Origin of the sequence: Arthrobacter sp. Helios (genome assembly GCF_023167125.1) — a bacterium.
Taxonomy (GTDB): domain Bacteria; phylum Actinomycetota; class Actinomycetes; order Actinomycetales; family Micrococcaceae; genus Arthrobacter_B; species Arthrobacter_B luteolus.
The window spans coordinates 668,680-685,675 of record NZ_CP095402.1 but is presented as its reverse complement, the minus strand read 5'-3'; the positions used below and the strand labels follow the sequence as shown (position 1 = coordinate 685,675).

The 16,996-nt window shown below is 68.6% G+C and carries 10 protein-coding genes; 2 read left to right on the top strand and 8 right to left on the bottom strand.

Annotation, left to right across the window (positions count from 1 at the left end):
- Nucleotides 1-44: 44 nt before the first annotated feature.
- The 8 genes from ArtHe_RS02940 to ArtHe_RS02905 all read right to left on the bottom strand — a co-directional run bounded on the left by ArtHe_RS02940 (nucleotide 45) and on the right by ArtHe_RS02905 (nucleotide 14,807).
- Nucleotides 45-2,582, bottom strand: a complete 2,538-nt coding sequence (locus tag ArtHe_RS02940; protein ID WP_248318685.1) for a transglutaminase-like domain-containing protein — start codon at nucleotides 2,580-2,582, stop codon at nucleotides 45-47.
- Complete coding sequence (locus ArtHe_RS02935; protein WP_248318683.1) at nucleotides 2,579-3,898, bottom strand: DUF58 domain-containing protein; 1,320 nt, start codon at nucleotides 3,896-3,898, stop codon at nucleotides 2,579-2,581. Before ArtHe_RS02935 ends, ArtHe_RS02940 begins: the two co-directional genes overlap by 4 nt.
- Nucleotides 3,899-3,909: 11 nt before the next feature.
- Nucleotides 3,910-4,881: a MoxR family ATPase gene (locus ArtHe_RS02930; protein ID WP_248318681.1), complete on the bottom strand. Its 972-nt coding sequence runs from the start codon at nucleotides 4,879-4,881 to the stop codon at nucleotides 3,910-3,912.
- A 74-nt stretch (nucleotides 4,882-4,955) separates the two neighbouring features.
- Nucleotides 4,956-11,072 carry an Ig-like domain-containing protein gene (locus tag ArtHe_RS02925; protein WP_248318680.1) on the bottom strand — a complete coding sequence of 2,039 codons (6,117 nt, stop codon included), beginning with the start codon at nucleotides 11,070-11,072 and terminating at the stop codon, nucleotides 4,956-4,958.
- Between the two features lie 218 nt (nucleotides 11,073-11,290).
- Complete coding sequence (locus ArtHe_RS02920) at nucleotides 11,291-12,370, bottom strand: adenylate/guanylate cyclase domain-containing protein (RefSeq protein ID WP_248319651.1); 1,080 nt, start codon at nucleotides 12,368-12,370, stop codon at nucleotides 11,291-11,293.
- Nucleotides 12,371-12,431: 61 nt separating this feature from the next.
- Nucleotides 12,432-12,995 carry a PH domain-containing protein gene (locus ArtHe_RS02915; protein ID WP_066299250.1) on the bottom strand — a complete coding sequence of 188 codons (564 nt, stop codon included), beginning with the start codon at nucleotides 12,993-12,995 and terminating at the stop codon, nucleotides 12,432-12,434.
- 28 nt (nucleotides 12,996-13,023) lie between these two features.
- Nucleotides 13,024-13,908, bottom strand: coding sequence for a biotin--[acetyl-CoA-carboxylase] ligase (locus tag ArtHe_RS02910; RefSeq protein ID WP_248318679.1), 885 nt, complete (start codon nucleotides 13,906-13,908; stop codon nucleotides 13,024-13,026).
- A 47-nt stretch (nucleotides 13,909-13,955) separates the two neighbouring features.
- Nucleotides 13,956-14,807 (bottom strand): NAD(P)-dependent oxidoreductase, encoded by an 852-nt coding sequence (locus tag ArtHe_RS02905; RefSeq protein WP_248318677.1) that lies wholly within the window; start codon nucleotides 14,805-14,807, stop codon nucleotides 13,956-13,958.
- A gap of 313 nt (nucleotides 14,808-15,120) precedes the next feature.
- On the opposite strand from ArtHe_RS02905, the gene ArtHe_RS02900 reads away from it, so the two are divergent.
- Together ArtHe_RS02900 and ArtHe_RS02895 are read left to right on the top strand one after the other, a co-directional pair.
- Nucleotides 15,121-16,716: an acyl-CoA carboxylase subunit beta gene (locus tag ArtHe_RS02900; protein ID WP_066299242.1), complete on the top strand. Its 1,596-nt coding sequence runs from the start codon at nucleotides 15,121-15,123 to the stop codon at nucleotides 16,714-16,716.
- The gene (locus ArtHe_RS02895) at nucleotides 16,713-16,970 is read left to right on the top strand and encodes an acyl-CoA carboxylase subunit epsilon (protein ID WP_066299240.1); all 258 of its coding nucleotides are present in this window, start codon (nucleotides 16,713-16,715) and stop codon (nucleotides 16,968-16,970) included. The genes ArtHe_RS02900 and ArtHe_RS02895 overlap by 4 nt, the downstream gene beginning before the upstream one ends.
- The last annotated feature ends 26 nt before the right edge of the window (nucleotides 16,971-16,996 follow it).

The following is a 16,996-nucleotide window of genomic DNA, read 5'->3' as shown; positions in this document are numbered from 1 at the left end:
ATGATGCGGCTGTAGTGATGTGCCTAACTGCTCTTCCCATTACCCTAACGGACCTCCCCCTCATCAGCAGTGCTGCGGCGGCGGGTCATGGCGGAAAACGCTGCGCGCAGTCCGGACCGCGTCCCGTCAGGCTGCTGACCGGGCCACAGGCTGCTGCGGCGGTCAACCCGCAGCCGGTTCGTCCGCCGGCCGGTTCGACGGTCAAGGCGCAGCGAGCGCAGGGAGTAGCGGGCCCGCTGCCGGGACCAGAACCCGACGGACCCGTCGAGCTGCCCGCGCAGCTCCTCCACCTCCTGCCAGTAGGCCTGCACCTCGGCTTCGGCCGGGTCTCCGGGGCCGAAGATCCCGGCATCGGCCCGCCGCGCCAGAGCGGACGTGGTTGCCGCCCCGGAGGGGAATGCTCTGCCCAGCACTGCGGCGTCCTCCCGGCGGGTCTGCCGTCCGGTCAGCAGGACACCGTGGTCCGCGGCAGCACTGAGCACTTCGCGCCAGCCGCCGGCAACCCGCTGTGCGGGCCCTCCGGCGGTCCGCCGCTGTTTCCTCCGCCGCCGCTTGAGCAGCAGGATCACCAGGAGCGGGCCAAAGAGCACAACCAGGGGCAGCGACGCCACGGCCAGCACGCGCAGGAGGCCGGAGACGGTCTGCCAGAGATCGTCTTCCTTCTGCTCCGCATCCTGCGGATCGGCCGCAGTGTCCGGCGGGAGTTCAGCCGGTTCCTGCGGCGGCGGAGGCGGCTGCAGAACCTGCGGTTTCGGCGTGGATTTGGGCTGCTGCTGCGGCGGGACCGGCTCATTATCCTCGTCCGGGGTGGGGAAGAACGGCACCCAGCCGACCCGGTCAAACTCGATCTCCACCCAGGCGTGCACATCGTCGCCGGTGATCTCAATCTTCTCCGGCGCCGATCCCAGATCTTCCCAGTCCGGGTAGAAACCCATCACCACCCGGGCGGGGATACCCAGCTTCCGGGCCATCAGTGCCATCGCGGTGGCGTACTGCTCGTCGTCACCCACCATCTGCTCGGCGTCGAGCAGGCGTACCATCCGGGCGGCGCCGTGACCCGGAAGGGACGGGGTCTCTCCGTCCTTGCCGTTGCTGAAATAGCCTTCCGTAGCCAGGATCTGCTGCAGCCGCCGCACCCGCTGGATGGGCGTGGTCTCCTCGCCTGCGTATTCGGTGGCTTTGACACCGATGACCGGGGGTTCGCCCTGCAGCCGCGGCTGCACCGAGTCGGCGAACCCGTACTGGGCCAGCTGCGCGTCGTCGTACTCCTCGGGGAACAGGACCCGGGCTTCATAAGTGTCGCCGTCCCCCACACCGGCAGCGGTCAGCAGCGTGGCGGAACCGGCGTCGTAATACAGGCCGCCCGAAATATCCTGCCCGCGTTCCCCGGAGGTTCGCAGTGCCTGAACCTCGCCTCCGGCCGGCAGCCACACACCGTTATAGCCGCTGATGGTGAACCGCAGGGTCGCCTCGGTGCCCCGCGCGGACTCCTGCGCGCCGCCCAGGGTCCCGGCGTCGCCCACCCGGGCATACCCGCCCTCCGACTGCGTACTCACGTCATAGACCACACCGTCGTACGCGTCCATGGCCGCGAGCCGCACCCGCTGGCCCTCGGGCAGCCCTTCCACACTGAACAGCGGCGTGTCCGCGTTGTCCTTGACGTAGCGGCGGAAGTCGGTGAGCGGACTGGGATAGTTGAACAGGTCCACGGGCGGTTCGACGGCGTCGCGCAGCACCCTGCGTTCCGCATCCACCCCAAGCAGGGGTGCGGCAGCCAGGGACAGGACAGCCGCGCCGGCCAGCACTGCAGCGCCGTACGCGGTCCGCCGGATCCGTGCCGCCCGCGCCGGAGCGCTGTCCACAACGATGGAATCCGGGGCGCCGGCGGCGGCACCCGTGACAGAACCTCCGGCGGCCGCGCGGCGCTGGGCGGACCGGCGGCGGTAGGCCAGGAAGGCCAGGAGCCCGGCCGCCAGCAGGACCGCCCGGAACCCGGGCAGAGGGGCGTGTTTGGTGCCGAAAGCGATGCCGGAGGCAAACAGCGCCAGTACCGGCGCGGCGGGCCAGTACGGGTGGCGCACCCGCCAGCACAGCAGCCCGGCAGCCAGCGCGCAGGCCAGGCTGAGCAGGAAGGGCACCACCAGCATCCCGCCGGCGGTACCCACCGGGGCAGCGACGGTCAGCAGGTCCTTCCAGGCGAAGACGACGCCGAAGACCAGCACCCGCAGCGATGCGAAGGTGGGCAGCACTCCGGCGGCGGCTTCCACCGGCGCAGCCAGGGCCGAGCCGAGCACCAGATAGGTTGCGGTGGCCGCTCCGGCCGTGGTCCAGGCTCCCCAGCCGCGCACTGTTGCCGCGCCGGCCAGCAGCAGGCCCAGCACAATGCCCCCGATTCCGGCTACGAGGTAGCGCGGATCTGAGCCGAAGGTGGGGCCGAAGCCCAGCAGCCCGGCGAGCAAAAGCAGTACCAGCGCGGCGGCTTCCAGGCCCGGCCGCAGCAGTCCGGACCGCAGCAGGGCCGCGGCGGAGACCCGGGGAGCCGGCTGGCGGATCCGGTCCCGGCGCGGGGCGTCGACGCTCATGCGGTCCCCTTCCGCACCAGCGCGGGCAGACCGTCCAGATCCCCGCAGGACAGGACGGTCAGGTCGGCGATGTCCCGGCGCCCGGGCTGCTGGCCTTCGGCGCAGCGCACGGCGAGGCAGCGGATACCCGGGGCGATGGCTGCAGCCGCGGACCGCAGGACCGATGCGCTCACGTCCGTGCCGGTCACCAGGATGACTACCGAGGCGTTGGGCACGGCGTCAGCGGTCAGGGCAGCGAGTTCGCGGGTTCCCTGCCGCCGTTCGGTGCCGTCCACCCGGGTCAGTTCATCCAGCAGGATCCGCGCGCTGCCGCTGCGCAGTGCCCCGTCCTGGGTGAGGACGGTGAGGTCCCGCTGTTCACGGATGGCCTGCAATCCCAGCGACCCGGCCACCGAAACCGCCAGCTCAAAGTCCTGCGCGGAGGAATAATCGGCCAGATTGGTGGACAGGGCAACGGCCAGATGGGAGCGGCGGGTCTCCTCGAACTGGCGGACCATCAGGGTGCCCGTGCGGGCAGTGGTTTTCCAGTGGATATGCCGGCGGTCATCACCGGGAACATATTCGCGCAGGGCATGGAAGGCGACGTCGGCAGTGGACAGTTCCCGGGTGGGCAGGCCTTCGAGGTCCTTGATGAAGCCGGTTGCGGACCCCTGCAGGGTCACGGTCCGCGGATGGACAAACAGGTCCACCGGGTCGGTCCAGACCAGCCGCCGTCCCATCAGCGCAAACGGGTCCTGCCGGACGGATTCCACCGGTCCCACCACGATCATGGCGCGCTTCTGCGTGGGAATCCGGAAGAGCTCCTCGTGTTCGGCGCCGGGGGCCATGCGCGGCAGTTCAAAGACGGCGGTGGCCGCGCCGACGGGCAGTTCCAGCGTGGCCGGCATGAGCAGGCGGCCGCCGGGATTGCTGACGGTCAGGGACCCGACGGCGTCGTCCCCCACGGCCACCCGGGTGCGGGCCAGGTCCAGGCGTACGGCATAGGCCTGGCGCCCGATGATGAACCCCGTGGCGGCGGCCAGCACCAGTGTCAGCAGCGCGGCGGCGATCAGCAGTTCCCGCCAGCCCAGCACTCCCCCGGCCAGCCAGCAGGCCAGCGTCAGCCCGGCCACCGTCCAGCCCAGGGACGTAACGCTTCGCGCCGCGGCGGACGCTCCCCTGCGTACCTGGCCGGCAGCCGTGCCGAGGCGGCGGTGGGCGGCCCGGGCGCGGGGCCAGCCGGCAGCGGCGCGCAGACGGGCGGCAGGCAGGGCAGACCGGACGGTGCCGGCGGCAGCGCGGAGTCGCGCGTCGGCAGAACGGAGAAGGGGGTGCACCGGCGGTGTCCTTAGACGGCTACGCGCTGCTGGGGTGCGGCCGTGGAGGCGAGCAACTGGCCCAGGACGGCTGCAGCGGTGGCGCCGGCGAACTCGGCTTCCGGGTCCATAACCAGCCGGTGGGTGAAGACGCTGGGGGCCAGGATTTTGATGTCGTCCGGCAGCACATAGTTCCGTCCCTCGGACGCCGCCCAGACCTTCGCTGCGCGGACCATGGCCAGTGCGCCGCGGACGCTGACGCCCAGCCGGGTCTCCGGAGCTTCTCGGGTGGCGGCCGTGAGGTGGGCGATGTATTCCAGGACCGATGTGTCGGCATGGGTGGTCGCGGCGAGGTCGGCCATGTCCCGCACCGCGGAAGCGGTGATGACAGCGGACAGGGAGGCTGACCGGTCACGCGTGGCTGAGCCCGCCAGGAGCTCCACGGTGGCGGCGTGGTCCGGATAGCCCATGGAGGTCTTGATCAGGAACCGGTCCAGCTGCGCTTCCGGCAGCCGGTAGGTCCCGGCCTGCTCGATCGGGTTCTGGGTGGCGATGACCATAAACGGCCGTTCCTGCGTGTAGGTGGTGCCGTCCACCGTGACCCGGGATTCTTCCATGACTTCCAGCAGCGCGGACTGGGTCTTGGGCGAGGCCCGGTTGATTTCGTCGGCCAGCACCACATTCGCGAAGATCGGTCCGCGGTGGAATTCGAAGGCCTGGGTTTTCTGGTCGTAAATCGTGATGCCGGTGACGTCGGAGGGCAGCAGGTCCGGGGTGAACTGGATGCGGGAGGTGGTGCCCTGCACCGTGGCGGCCAGCGCCCGGGCCAGCATCGTTTTACCGGTGCCGGGGGCATCCTCCAGCAGCACGTGCCCTTCCGCCAGCATCGAGGTCAGGATCAGCCGGACGGCATCCGGCTTGCCGAGCACGGCCTGGCCGACGTTCGTCACCAGTTTGGCGAACGTCTCGGCGAACCAGGCGGCCTGTTCTTCGGTCATTGACATGGTTGGCATTTCCCCCAGATGGACGGAGTGGCGGGTGTGATGGGTGTGGCGGACCTGTTCGGGGCGTTCATCGCTCAGCAGCGGCCCATGCCGGACGGCGGGTTGTAGCCGTAGTTCGTGTGGACGCCCTTGATGTGCAGGCCGTTATTGGACGGGTTGGGTCCCGATTCCTGCCGGTACCAGGTGGTTCCGTCACCGCGCACGATGTAGCAGCGTGACTGGATGACGTCACCGCGGTAAGCCCAGTGCTCGCCCTTACAGCCGGGATTAAGGAAGTTGGTGCTGCCCTGCGGGTCCATGCAGGTGCGCCGCTCGGCGGCAGTCAGCTCGTTGCCGACTGTCAGGGACCAGATGCTGGGCGGTGGTTCGGCACCGGTCCGGGCGGAGGCTGCTGCCTCGGCCCCGGGTGTTCCCTGCGAGTTCAGGACCCGGACCCGGATGCTGTGGTCCTGGTTGTACCCGTTGCCGACGCTGCGGCTGCCGTTGGCACCGACTGTTTCCCAGCCGCCGCCGTCGATCGAGATCTGGACCTGGGCGACGTCGTGCGCGTTCTGGTTGGGCGGCCCCCAGGACAGCGTGGCGGTGGTGCTGCCCTGCCCGCCGTTCGAACCGGAGGCCGTCGGTGTTCCCGGGCTGCCGTACACCTGAACAGCGGAGGAGGCGGCGGAGGCGGGACTGTCATAGCTGGACCCGTCGGAATTCACGACGGCGGTCAGCCGGGCGGTGATGTTTGCCCCGTTGCTGAATCCGGTGATTTCCTGTCCGCTGCTAACCGCCAGGGAGCGGCCGTCGCTGAAGCTGGCGCGGTAGCTGACTTCCTCGGCGCGGGCGCCGTTGCGGGCGCTGGCACTGAGCGGGCTGAAAGTGATCGTGACCGCCCGGCCCTCGGCACCCGTGCGGGAGGCAGCCAGGCTTGGCGCCGCCGGAGCGTCGGGCGTCCCGACGGCGCGGCGCGGCGCGGACGCCGGTCCCCAGTCGCTCCAGCCGGCCTTGTTCAGAGCGCGGACGGCGTAGGTGTAGTTCTGCTCGGAGTTATCCACGCGCACGGTCATGTTGGACACGGCACCGGCCTCGAGGGTGCGCACCACGGTGGAGCCCTGGGATTCGCGCAATTGGTACTGCGTCACGGGAGCTCCGTTGGCTGCGGTGTCGTTCCAGTCGACCGTGAGTTGGCTCTGCGTTCCCACCGAGTCTGCCCGCGCCGTGGTGGGCGACCCGGGTGCTGCCGGTGCTCCGGCGGGGACCTCGGCCGCCGAGTAGTCGCTGAAACCGGACGGTTCCGGAGCGGCATTCCGGGCCTGGACCCGCACCCGGTAGCTGGTGCCGTTGGCCAGTCCGGTCCAGGTGGTCTGCGTCATGGACGCCGGGACGGTCTTCTGCGACACGCCGCTGACCGGGGCCGGGGAGATCTGCAGGTCGTAGGACTCGATCGGCGACCCGTCGTTCGCCGGCGGGGTCCAGGCGACGCCCAGCTGCTTGTCGCCGAAGGTGAGGACCGGAGGCGCGGGCTGGGCAGGCTGGGTGTCCGGGCGGACGACGGCGGACTGCGGGGACGGTTCGGAGGTGCCGTTGACGTTGGTGGCCGTGACGGAGAAGGCGTACTCAACGTTGTTCGTCAGGCCGGTGAGCGTGCAGGTGGTGGCCGGGCAGGCCTGGCTGAAGCCACCGGTCCCGGTGACGGTGTACCCGGTGATCGGAGCCCCGTTGGCAGCGGGCGGGTCCCAGGCCAGCACCACCGTGCGGCTGCGGGTCGACTCCACCACGGGGGTGGCCGGTGCGTCCGGACGGCCCTGCACGGTGAGCAGGATCCGGGCCGAGGCCTGCCGGTCGGCCTGGCCGGTCTTGTCCTGCACCCGGTACTGCACGGTCATGCTGCCCACGAAATCAGCGGCCGGGGTGACCACCACGGAACTGCCCTGGATGCTGGCGGTACCGTTGCCGTCGGCGCTGGCCTCCATGATTTCCAGCGGGGTTTCCGGGAACGGGTTGTCGTCATTGTCCAGGACGGGCACCGTGACCGCCCGGCCCTGCACGGCGTCGTCCACGGAGTCGTCCGCGGCGACCGGAAGCGGACGGCTGGAGCCCAGGACGGCCAGGTCCACGCGGCCGGCCACCGGGTCGCTGCGCCCGTCGGTGACGGTGACACCCAGCTGCCCCAGCGTGCCGACGGTGGCTCCGTCCGCGGCTGAGACGGACAGGACCGTGCCGGAGAGCCGCGCCTCGAATCCGGCCGGAACCTGGCCGGCCAGTGCGAAGGACAGCTTCCCGGCGTCACCGGGATTGGGGTCGGAGGCCAGCGGGGCCAGGTCCAGGGTCACCGCGTCCTCGCCGATGGCGGCCTCCAGCGACCCGGGGCTCATCACCGGCGGAAGGTTCTGCTCGGGCTGCGGAAGCACGTTGATCAGCACTGTCAGGGTGGCTTTCAGCCCGTCCGGGTCATCCGGACCGGAGCCGTCGGTGACTTCGAAGGTCATCGAGCCGAGTCCGGCGTAGTTCCCGTCGGCGGTGTAGGCCAGGGTGTCTTCGTCCGCCACCCAGGTATCCCGGTTGGAGGAGCCGATGCCGCTGACCTTGGCTGCCTCGGTGATCCGGGGCGTCCGGCCTTCCCGGACCTCAACGAGTTCCGCCAGTTCCAGGTCCAGGGTCTGGGCAGCTTCGACTTCCAGCACGGCGTTGCTCCGCAGCGTCGGGTACTGGGCGCTCAGGCCCGGAACCCAGATCACGGCCGTGGCAGTTCCGCCGTCCATGTCCTGGACGGTGTACGGGATGATCTGCGCTTCCTCCAGCAGTTCCACCCGGACCCGGTCCCCTGCCGCTGAGGCGGTAAGCCGGGACGGATCCACGGACACCTTGAGATCCTCGGCAACGCCGTCAGGGTCTTCGTCGTTTTCCAGGACCGCGACGTCGACGGCGGTCCGGCCGCGGATTTCCGCGACCTCCACCCGGTCATCGCGCGCCACCGGAGCCAGCAGTTCCGCGTTCGGATCGGAGACGACGGCGACGTTCCCGTTCGCTGAGCCGCCGCGGTTATCCCGGACGGCGTAGCGCACGTTGTAGCTGCCTGCCTCGGCGGGAACAGTGAAGCGGACCCGGCCGGCGTCGGCCCGGGCATTCATCTCCGGGTTCTGCGCGGTCACTCCTTCGGGGTCCAGGGAGATCGGATCACCGTCAGGGTCGGAGTCATTCTGCAGCGCAGGCACGGCGACCTCGCGGCCCGGACGCACCGTCACGGCGTCGTCGACCGCCACGGGTTTCTGGTTCGCCTCTGCAATGGGCGCGATTCCCACCCGGACCGTGCCGGTGTTCACCAGACCCAGCCGGTCCCGGACGGAATAGGTGAAGGAGTCGGTGCCCGCCGCGGTGGCGGAAGCGGTGTAGTCGATGTAGTTCGGTCCCGGAACGGCGGCGCCGAACCTGGGAGCCTCCTCAATCCCGTTGAGGAACACTGAGTCCCCGTCGGAGTCCAGCCCGTCCAGCGGCACGGGGATCCGGACGGTGGTGCCGGCGATGGCACGGCCTTCCAGGTTCTTCGGGACCGGCGGAGTGTTCCGCTCGTCGTCGCGCGGCCGGATGTTGATGCGCACCTGCGCCGAGTCGCTCTGCCCGGTGGAATCGCGGACCTCGTAGATGGCGTACACCGTCTTGGCCGTCTCGCCCGCGACGAACCGGAGCGTATTCTCTGCGGTGAACATCTGCCCGTCCAGCGGATCAACGCCCTGGGCCAGCACCGGGTTGAGTGTCAGCGTATCGCCGGTGGGCGAGACATCGTTTTCCAGGACCGGTATGTTCACCACATCGCCGACCCGCACGGTTGCGGTGTCGGCGGCGGCCGACGGCGGCAGCAGCGTCCCGGGCCCCTCCACCGGCAGGACGCTGACCTCCCCGCTGGCGCTGGCCGTTCCGTTGGAGACCGTGTAGCTGATGGTGGACTGGTCCTGGAGGCCGCGGACGTCGTGGATCTGCAGGATGTTGTGGTCCAGCACCGCCACGTCCAGCGGGGAACTGCTGCCGGTACTGACCGACTGCACCACCAGCACGCCGCCGGTGGGATCAGTGTCATTGCCGAGGACATCCACCAGCACGCTGCCGCCGCGCGGCAGCAGGGCCACGTCACGCACGGCTACGGGGGCTCCCTGCCTGCCGGATTCGGCGGCGTCCACCCGGATGAGGCCGCTGGCGCTCTGCGGGCCGTTGGTCACCAGATATTCGATGTAGTAGGTTTTCGCGGCGTCCGGGGTGAACGCGATGGCTCCCGTTTCATAATCCGGGACAACTTCTGAACCGTCTTCTGCCTCTGCTTTGGCGAGGCTGAGCCGGCCGCCGGCGGGATCAAGGTCGTTCTGCAGCGGATACAGGGTGACGGCCTCGCCGACGGTGGCGGTGAAGTGGTCGAAGTTGGTCACCGGCGGCAGAACTCCGCCCGGGCGGACATCGAACGTCACGGTGCCGGTTGTGGTTTCGGTGCCGTCGGAGACGGTGATGGCCACGTCCTTGATGCCCTGGCTTTTGCCGATGTCCCGGAAGGTCAGCAGTCCGTCGGAGCGGCTGCGGACCTGGTCGCCGTCGGCTGTCGGCTCAGCCGAAACGAGGACCAGGTCATCGCCGTCGGGATCCATCCAGTCGTTGAGGATGTTCTGGCTGACCGATTGGCCCTGTTCCACCAGGATTTTCGTGGACCGCCGCGGCTCGGGCGGACTGTTTTCGGTGTTGCCCCGCACCTGCACAGTGGCGCTGGCGGAGGCGCTGCCGCCGCGGCCGTCGCGGACCTCGTAGTTGAAGGTGCTGGTTCCCGCTGCTTCGGGCGGGACCACTATCTGCAGGCCGGCGCCGTTGTAGATTTCCTGCACCGTTCCCGCGGTGGGCTGGGGGCCCGAAAGCTGGACTGTCAGCAGATCGCCGTCGGGATCGGTGTCATTGTCCAGGACATTCAGGATGGTGGTGCGGCCGGGGCGGACACCGAACCGGTCATCGCCGGCTACCGGCGGCCGGTTTTCCCCGGTGCGGTCCGGAAGGGTGTTGACCGGGTTTTCGCTGGCGGATTCCTCTTCGTCGTCGCTGGAATCCTGTTTTGGCGGGATGACGTCGCCCCAATTGTCCACCAGCTGCATGTTCTCCAGCACCAGCCAGATGTTTCCGCCGTTGATGTCGTTGAGCACCACCACCGACCGGTTGGCTCGGAAGACCAGTTCGGAAGACGCGCCGATTCCGGGAATCTCCTCCCGCGAATCGTCGGCGTCGGAAGCACAGTCGCGGAGGTAGGTGCCGGCACCGGACCAGGCGGCGTGGACGCAGGAGTCCACCACCACGGGAGCGGCCGGAAGCCCACCGCTGGCCACTTCGGTCACGGTGGCGTCCGAGCCGTCCAGCGGCTGCTTGATCAGGGCCGTGGCGGTGGCAAGGACCACGAACCCGGATTCCGGCCCCGATTCCTGGAGCCGCGCGCCGCGGGTATCGGGCAGGATGACGGTTTTTCCGCCGGGCAGGACCATGGTGCCCGATTCCGGATCGAAGGCAACGGCCTTGCGACCGACGGCGGCCACCTGGGCGTCACCGAAACCGCGCAGTTCCTCGGCCTCGGTGATTTCCGGTTCGCCAAAGGTGCCGTTGGGCTGAACGTCGTAGCCGTAGAGGAGGCCGTCCCGGGGCGCTGCGACGGCAACATGGCCCTCCGGGGAGACTCCGGCGGCGATCCCAGGGGAATCCTCGAGCGCGGGTTCGTTCTCCGCATCGCTGAAGAAAGGCAGGGCATCGGCGGTGGTCAGCCAGACCGCACCGGCGGCCGGATCGGTCACCGCGATGATGGAGCCGCCCTGCGAGATGGTGGCCGACGCCGGAAGCTGGACCTCGCTGCCACGGGCAACGTTGGCTACGTCAACGGGTGACACCTTGGACTGGTCGGTATTGGTGTGGAAGACGCTGCCCGCGTTCTGCGTGACGTCGAACCCGTCGCTGTTGGCGGCGTAGGCGCCGTCGAGCATGCGGGCCGAATAGTTGAGGTGTCCCACCATGCCCTGGGTTCCGTTGGTGACCCACACGCCGCCGTCGTTCAGGTCCACGTCAGCGCTGGCAAATCCGGGATACAGGATGGCGGTGGCGACAAGCGCCCCGGCCGCGGCGGCTGCGGCGCCGACCGATGCTGCCTTGCGGCGGGCACGGCTCTTCGCGCGCGCAGCCCCCCTGAAGAGTGACACTTGCTTCCCCCTGTTAAGAACCCCCAAGCCTGGCCGTGCTGCGGCGGGCCGTGAGATGCGCTGTCCAGGCGCGGCGGCAGCAGATCGGCAGGCAGACGCACCTAGTGTCGCATATTGCTAAGCTCCCTGCGCAAAGTTACCGGTGCGGCGGGTTGAGGGTGCCGGGCGAAGGCCTTAAAGCGCGTAACCCGACGGACCCCGGCCCCGGCGCCCGGACCCTAGTCCAGCACCAGGCCCTGCCCGGTCCCCCGAGCCAGGGTCACGGGGTGGATTTCGCCGAAACCGCGCACGTTGCGCGGTGAGTGCGGGATCAGGACGAAGCTGTCGTTGTTGCGCAGCGCCGCGGCCGTCGAGGCATCGGTCAGCACTGTCCCGGGTTCCGCCAGCGAGGTCAGCCGGGAGGCGAGGTTGACGGTGGGTCCGTAGATATCGCCCAGCCGGGAGAGGACACGGCCCCACACCATCGCCACCCGGGCGGAGGGAAGCAGCTCATCCTCGGTGAAGGCCTTCGCCAGCGCCAGGGAGATCTCGGCGCCGGCTTCCGGGGTTTCGGCGTTGAAGAGCACTTCGTCGCCGATGGTCTTCACCAGCCGGCCGCCGCCCACGGAAATGATTTCGGAGCACTTGTGCTCAAAACGCTGCACCATCTGCGCCAGCGTCTTCTCGTTCATCTGCCGCGACAGGCTGGTGTAGGAGACCAGGTCCGCGAATCCGACGGCGCGCGCCAGCGGCAGCGGATTATCGTCAGTGTCCGAGTCGTGGCTGGCCAGTCCGGCCTCCGCGCGCAGGGCCAGCCGCTGGATCGCGGCGTTCAGCTGCCGCTTCCAGGCGTAGACGAGGGTCTTCTCCAGCGGCTCGATGAGGTCCGGCAGCGCCGCGACGAGCTTCTTCCGCGCCTCGGCGTCGGTGATTCCACGCTGGACCACCATCTCCTCCACCAGGGCCTCAATCTGCCACACCACCATGCGGTCGGTCATCTGGCCGATGGAACGCATAATCGAGATGGCGGCTTCCTCGGTGAGCTGTTCATCGCGGACCAGCTGGATCACCGTGCTCAGCGCATCGCGGTCCGCTTCGGTGAAGAACACGGCGTCGTCGTCGAGGTTAGGAAAACCCATGGCCCGCCACAGCTTGCGCGCGGAAAGCAGGGAGACACCTGCACCCGCAGCGGCCTCGCGCCGCTTGAGCGTACGCGGACCGCCAATCAGCTGAGCTTCGAGCTTCCGCACGTCCTCGCGGTCGATCGACCCCGGGGACTCCGCAGGTTCCGCCTTGTCCGGCACCGGCACGGTGTTCATGGACAGCGTCAGCGGCTCGGGCTCGGGCTCGGCAGCGTCGTCAGGCGCTTCGTGGCCCTGATCACTCATGGCCGCTCCAATCGTCGTCGTAACCCGTGCTTCCTTCAATATCTACACCATCGAACATCACAGTCATGGGCAGCTGCTCTATGGTGGCCAACACAATTGACTTGAACCGGTGCACCTCAGGCATGGAGGCATAGTCGATCACCCGGCCGCGGCCAAGGTCGATCCGCAGGGTTCCGGCACGCTGCATCCGCTGCAGGATCCCCTGCCGCGCTTCCAGCTGGTAGATCGAGGCCAGCGGCAGGTCGTGTTCGCGGCGCCGGAGCACTCCCCGGCGCTGGATCAGCCGGCGGCTGGTCAGGACGTACCGGGTGGCGTTCCAGCGCAGCACCGGCGGTATGCAGAACCGTGCCAGCAGCAGGAGGGTCAGGAGCACGACGGCGGGCACCAGCACAAAGGTCCACTCCGCCAGGGCAGCCGGGAGGGTTTCCCGGCTCAGGTATCCCAGGGCGAAGCCGGCGGCGGCACAGGCGGCAGCGGCCAGCAGAATAGGCCCGAGCAGTGGCCCGGCATGCGGCCGTGCAGCCACGATGACCTGTTCCCCCGGCTCCAGCCTCATCCGCACCGGAGTCCGTATGGGCGCGCGCTCATGCCTGGGCGGCCCGGAGATGCACCACATCCGCCGCGGTCACCGCGTGCCGGACACCCTCGCCGTCGAGAATCAGCAGTCCGCCATGCGGATCGAGGCCAACCGCGCGGCCGACCAGGTCTGATCCGTCCGGCAGGAAAGCCCGGACTTCCTGGCCCAGCGTGACCATCCTGGAGGAGATGCTCTCCTTCAGTGTCCGCCCGTCTGGCTGGGACGCCTCGGCGTCCCCGTCAACGGCGCAGAACCCGCGGTAGTCCGCCGTAAAACGGAGCAGATAATCCTCCAGCAGGACGTTCCGGTCGGTGGTGGAGGCGTACTCCATGAGCAGGCTGGTGGCGGTGCTCACCGGCTGGTCCTCATCGGTGAGGGATACGTTCAGGCCGGTGCCAACGACGACGGCGGGCGGATTGCCCGACGTTTCCGGAACCACCTGGGCCAGGACGCCCGCCAGCTTCCGGCCGTCCACCATGACATCGTTGGGCCATTTCAGTTTGGGCTCCACCCCCGTGCGGGCGGCGATGCTTTCGGTCAGGGACAACGCTGAGAGCAGGGACAGCCAGCCGTAGGACTGGGTCGGCAGCGGCCGCCCGGACGGGTTGACCGGACGCAGCAGGACGCTGACGAACAGCGAGGAACGTACCGGAGCTTCCCAGGTGCGGCCCAGCCTGCCCCGGCCGGCCGTCTGGAGTTCCGCGGTCAGGACCGAGAGATCTGGGTACTGCGAAGGCACCAGCCGGGCAGAGTCCGCGAGGTCAACGTTTGTGGATCCGGTTTCGGAAACCACGTCCAGCCGGGACAGGGGGCCAGCCGGGGCAACAAGACGCGCCTGGAGCCGCTGCGGTTCCAGGGGTGGACGCTCCATGCTGGAGTAGTGCAAATGCATGCCTCCGATCTTACGCGCCGGGTCCCCCACCCCGGCGGGTGCCTGCCTCAGAGGAAAAAGTCGGCCATGAGCTGGTCTTCCGAAGCACCGAGGCTGTATTTGGTGAAGTCAGTGACTCCCTCCTCGGCCAGGACCTGTTCATCGGTGTAGAAGTTGCCCGTGGCTTCCTTTCCCGGGCGGGTCAGGATGGCGTGCGCGGCGTCGGCCATGATGTCGGCGCTGCGGGACACCCGGGCCAGTTCGGTGCCGCCGGGCATGTTGCGGATGGCAGCGGTGTCGATGGAGGTGCACGGCCAGAGCGAGTTGACCCCGATGCCGTCCTTCCGAAGTTCTTCGGCCAGGCCCAGTGTGGTCAGGGACATGCCGTATTTGGCCATCGTGTAGGCGAGGTAGCTTCCGGCCCACTTCGGGTCGAGGTTCAGCGGCGGCGAAAGCGTGAGGATGTGCCCGTTGTCCGAGTTCCGCAGGGCCGCCAGCGAAGACTTGGACAGCAGGAACGTGCCACGCGCGTTGATGTCCTGCATCAGGTCGTAGCTCTTCATACTGACGTCGTCGGTGCTGCGCAGATCGATGGCGGAGGCATTGTTCAGCACGATGTCGATGCCGCCGAACCGTTCCACCGTGGCGGCGACGGCATTGGCAACGTCCTCGTCGCTGCGGACATCGCCAATGATCGGCAGGGCTTTTCCGCCGGCGGCCTCCAGCTGTTCCGCCGCGGTGTACACCGTGCCCTCCAGCTTGGGGTGCGGTTCGGCAGTCTTCGCCAGCATCGCTATGTTGGCGCCGTCGGCCGCTGCCCGCAGGGCGATGGCCAGCCCAATGCCGCGGCTGCCTCCGGACATCAGGATGGTGCGTCCGGCCAGGGAACGCGGGTTCATTGAGGCTGTGTTCGAGGTCATACGGACAGGGTAATGCACCCGGGGCAAATATGTTACTCACCAGTAACATCAGGCCGGCCGCCAGCCGGCCTGCCAGCGCCTTGCCCGCGGGGCACCGCACCCCCGCTCCGCTGCCGGTATCTTTCAGCGGGCCAACGCGCCGGGATCGAAATTGTAGGATTCCTACACCCGGGATAGGTGTTGCCGCTCACTAGACTGGGTGGAACGCCCGCCCAGTTGTGTAAAACCTACTTAACCCGTCCTGACCCGTCATGACGCACCGTTGGGGTGGGGCACCGACCGGCAGCCACCCCCAGAAGCACCCGGAGAACACATGAGCATCGACCAGGACATCGATCTGCAGACCACAGCAGGCAAGATTGCGGACTTCCGGCGCCGCCAGGCCCTGGCCGCTGCGCCCTCCGGAACCGCCGCCATCGAGAAGCAGCACGCCCGGGGCAAGCACACCGCCCGTGAACGCATCGACCTGCTCCTGGACGAGGGCTCCTTTGTGGAATTCGACGCCCTGGCCGTCCACCGCTCCACCGCCTTCGGGATGGAAAAGAAGAAGCCGCTGGGTGACGGACTGGTGTCCGGCTACGGCACCGTCGACGGCCGCCCGGTTGCGGTCTACAGCCAGGACTTCACCGTCTACGGCGGATCCCTGAGCCAGGTCAACGGCGAAAAGATCGTCAAGGTCCAGGAACACGCCCTGCGCAACGGCTGCCCGGTCATCGGCATCCTCGACGGCGGCGGCGCCCGGATCCAGGAGGGTGTGGCCTCCCTGGCGATGTTCGCCGATATCTTCCGCAACAATGTCCACGCGTCCGGCGTCGTTCCCCAGATCTCCCTGATCATGGGCCCGTCCGCCGGCGGCGCCGCGTACTCCCCCGCCCTGACCGACTACGTGGTGATGGTGGACAAGACCTCCCATATGTTCATCACCGGACCGGACGTGATCAAGACGGTCACCGGCGAAGACGTGGACATGGAGACTTTGGGCGGCGCACGGCAGCATAACGCCAATACCGGCACGTCCACCTACCTGGCCTCGGACGAAGAAGACGCCATCGATTTCGTGCGGGAGCTGCTGGACTTCCTGCCCTCCAACAACCTCGCCGAGGCCCCCCTGGCGGCGTTCGACCAGGACCTGGAAATCAACGACGGCGACCTCGCCCTGGACACCCTCATTCCGGACTCCGCGAACCAGCCGTATGACATGCGCACAGTCATTGAGCAGGTGGTCGACGACGGGCATTTCCTGGAAATGCAGTCCCTCTACGCCCCCAACGTGATCATCGGCTACGGCCGGCTCGAAGGGCACACGGTGGGCATCGTCGCCAACCAGCCCCTGCAGTTCGCCGGCACACTGGACATCAACGCCTCCGAGAAGGCTGCCCGGTTTGTCCGGAACTGCGACGCTTTCAACATCCCCATCCTGACCTTCGTGGACGTTCCCGGCTTCCTGCCCGGCAAGGACCAGGAATTCCAGGGCATCATCCGCCGCGGTGCCAAGCTGCTCTACGCCTACGCAGAGGCCACCGTGCCGAAGCTGACCGTGATCACCCGCAAGGCCTACGGCGGCGCGTACATCGTGATGGGTTCCAAGAAGCTGGGCGCTGACCTCAACGTCGCCTGGCCAACCGCGCAGATCGGCGTGATGGGCGCCCAGGGCGCGGTGAACATCCTGTACCGCGGGCAGCTGGCAGCGGCCGCGGCGGAAGGCCGCGACGTCGACGAGGTGCGGCAGGGCTACATCAACGCGTACGAGGAAGAACTGCTCAACCCGTACCAGTCGGCGGAGCTGGGTTACGTGGACGCTGTGATCGCGCCCTCGGAAACCCGGCTGCAGCTGATCCGCGGCCTGCGCGCCCTGCGCGACAAACGCGCAACGCTGCCGCATAAGAAGCACGGGAACATCCCGCTGTGAGTCCGGCAAACGAAACCGACGGCGCACCGGAAGAGCCGCTGTTCCAGGTCCTGGCCGGCAATCCCACGGACGAGGAACTCGCTGTCCTGACCGCCGTCGTCGTCAGTCTTGCCGCCGGTTCCGGTCAGGACGGACCGGCCGGCGCGCACGCCGCTGCGGACCCGGCGAGCACCCGCCGCGCCTGGACCAGGCGGCGCCAGCTGAGCCTGCGGCCCGCTCCCGGGCCGGGCTCGTGGCGGCGCAGCTACCGCTGACGCGTTACGCTCGGGGGTGTGACTGA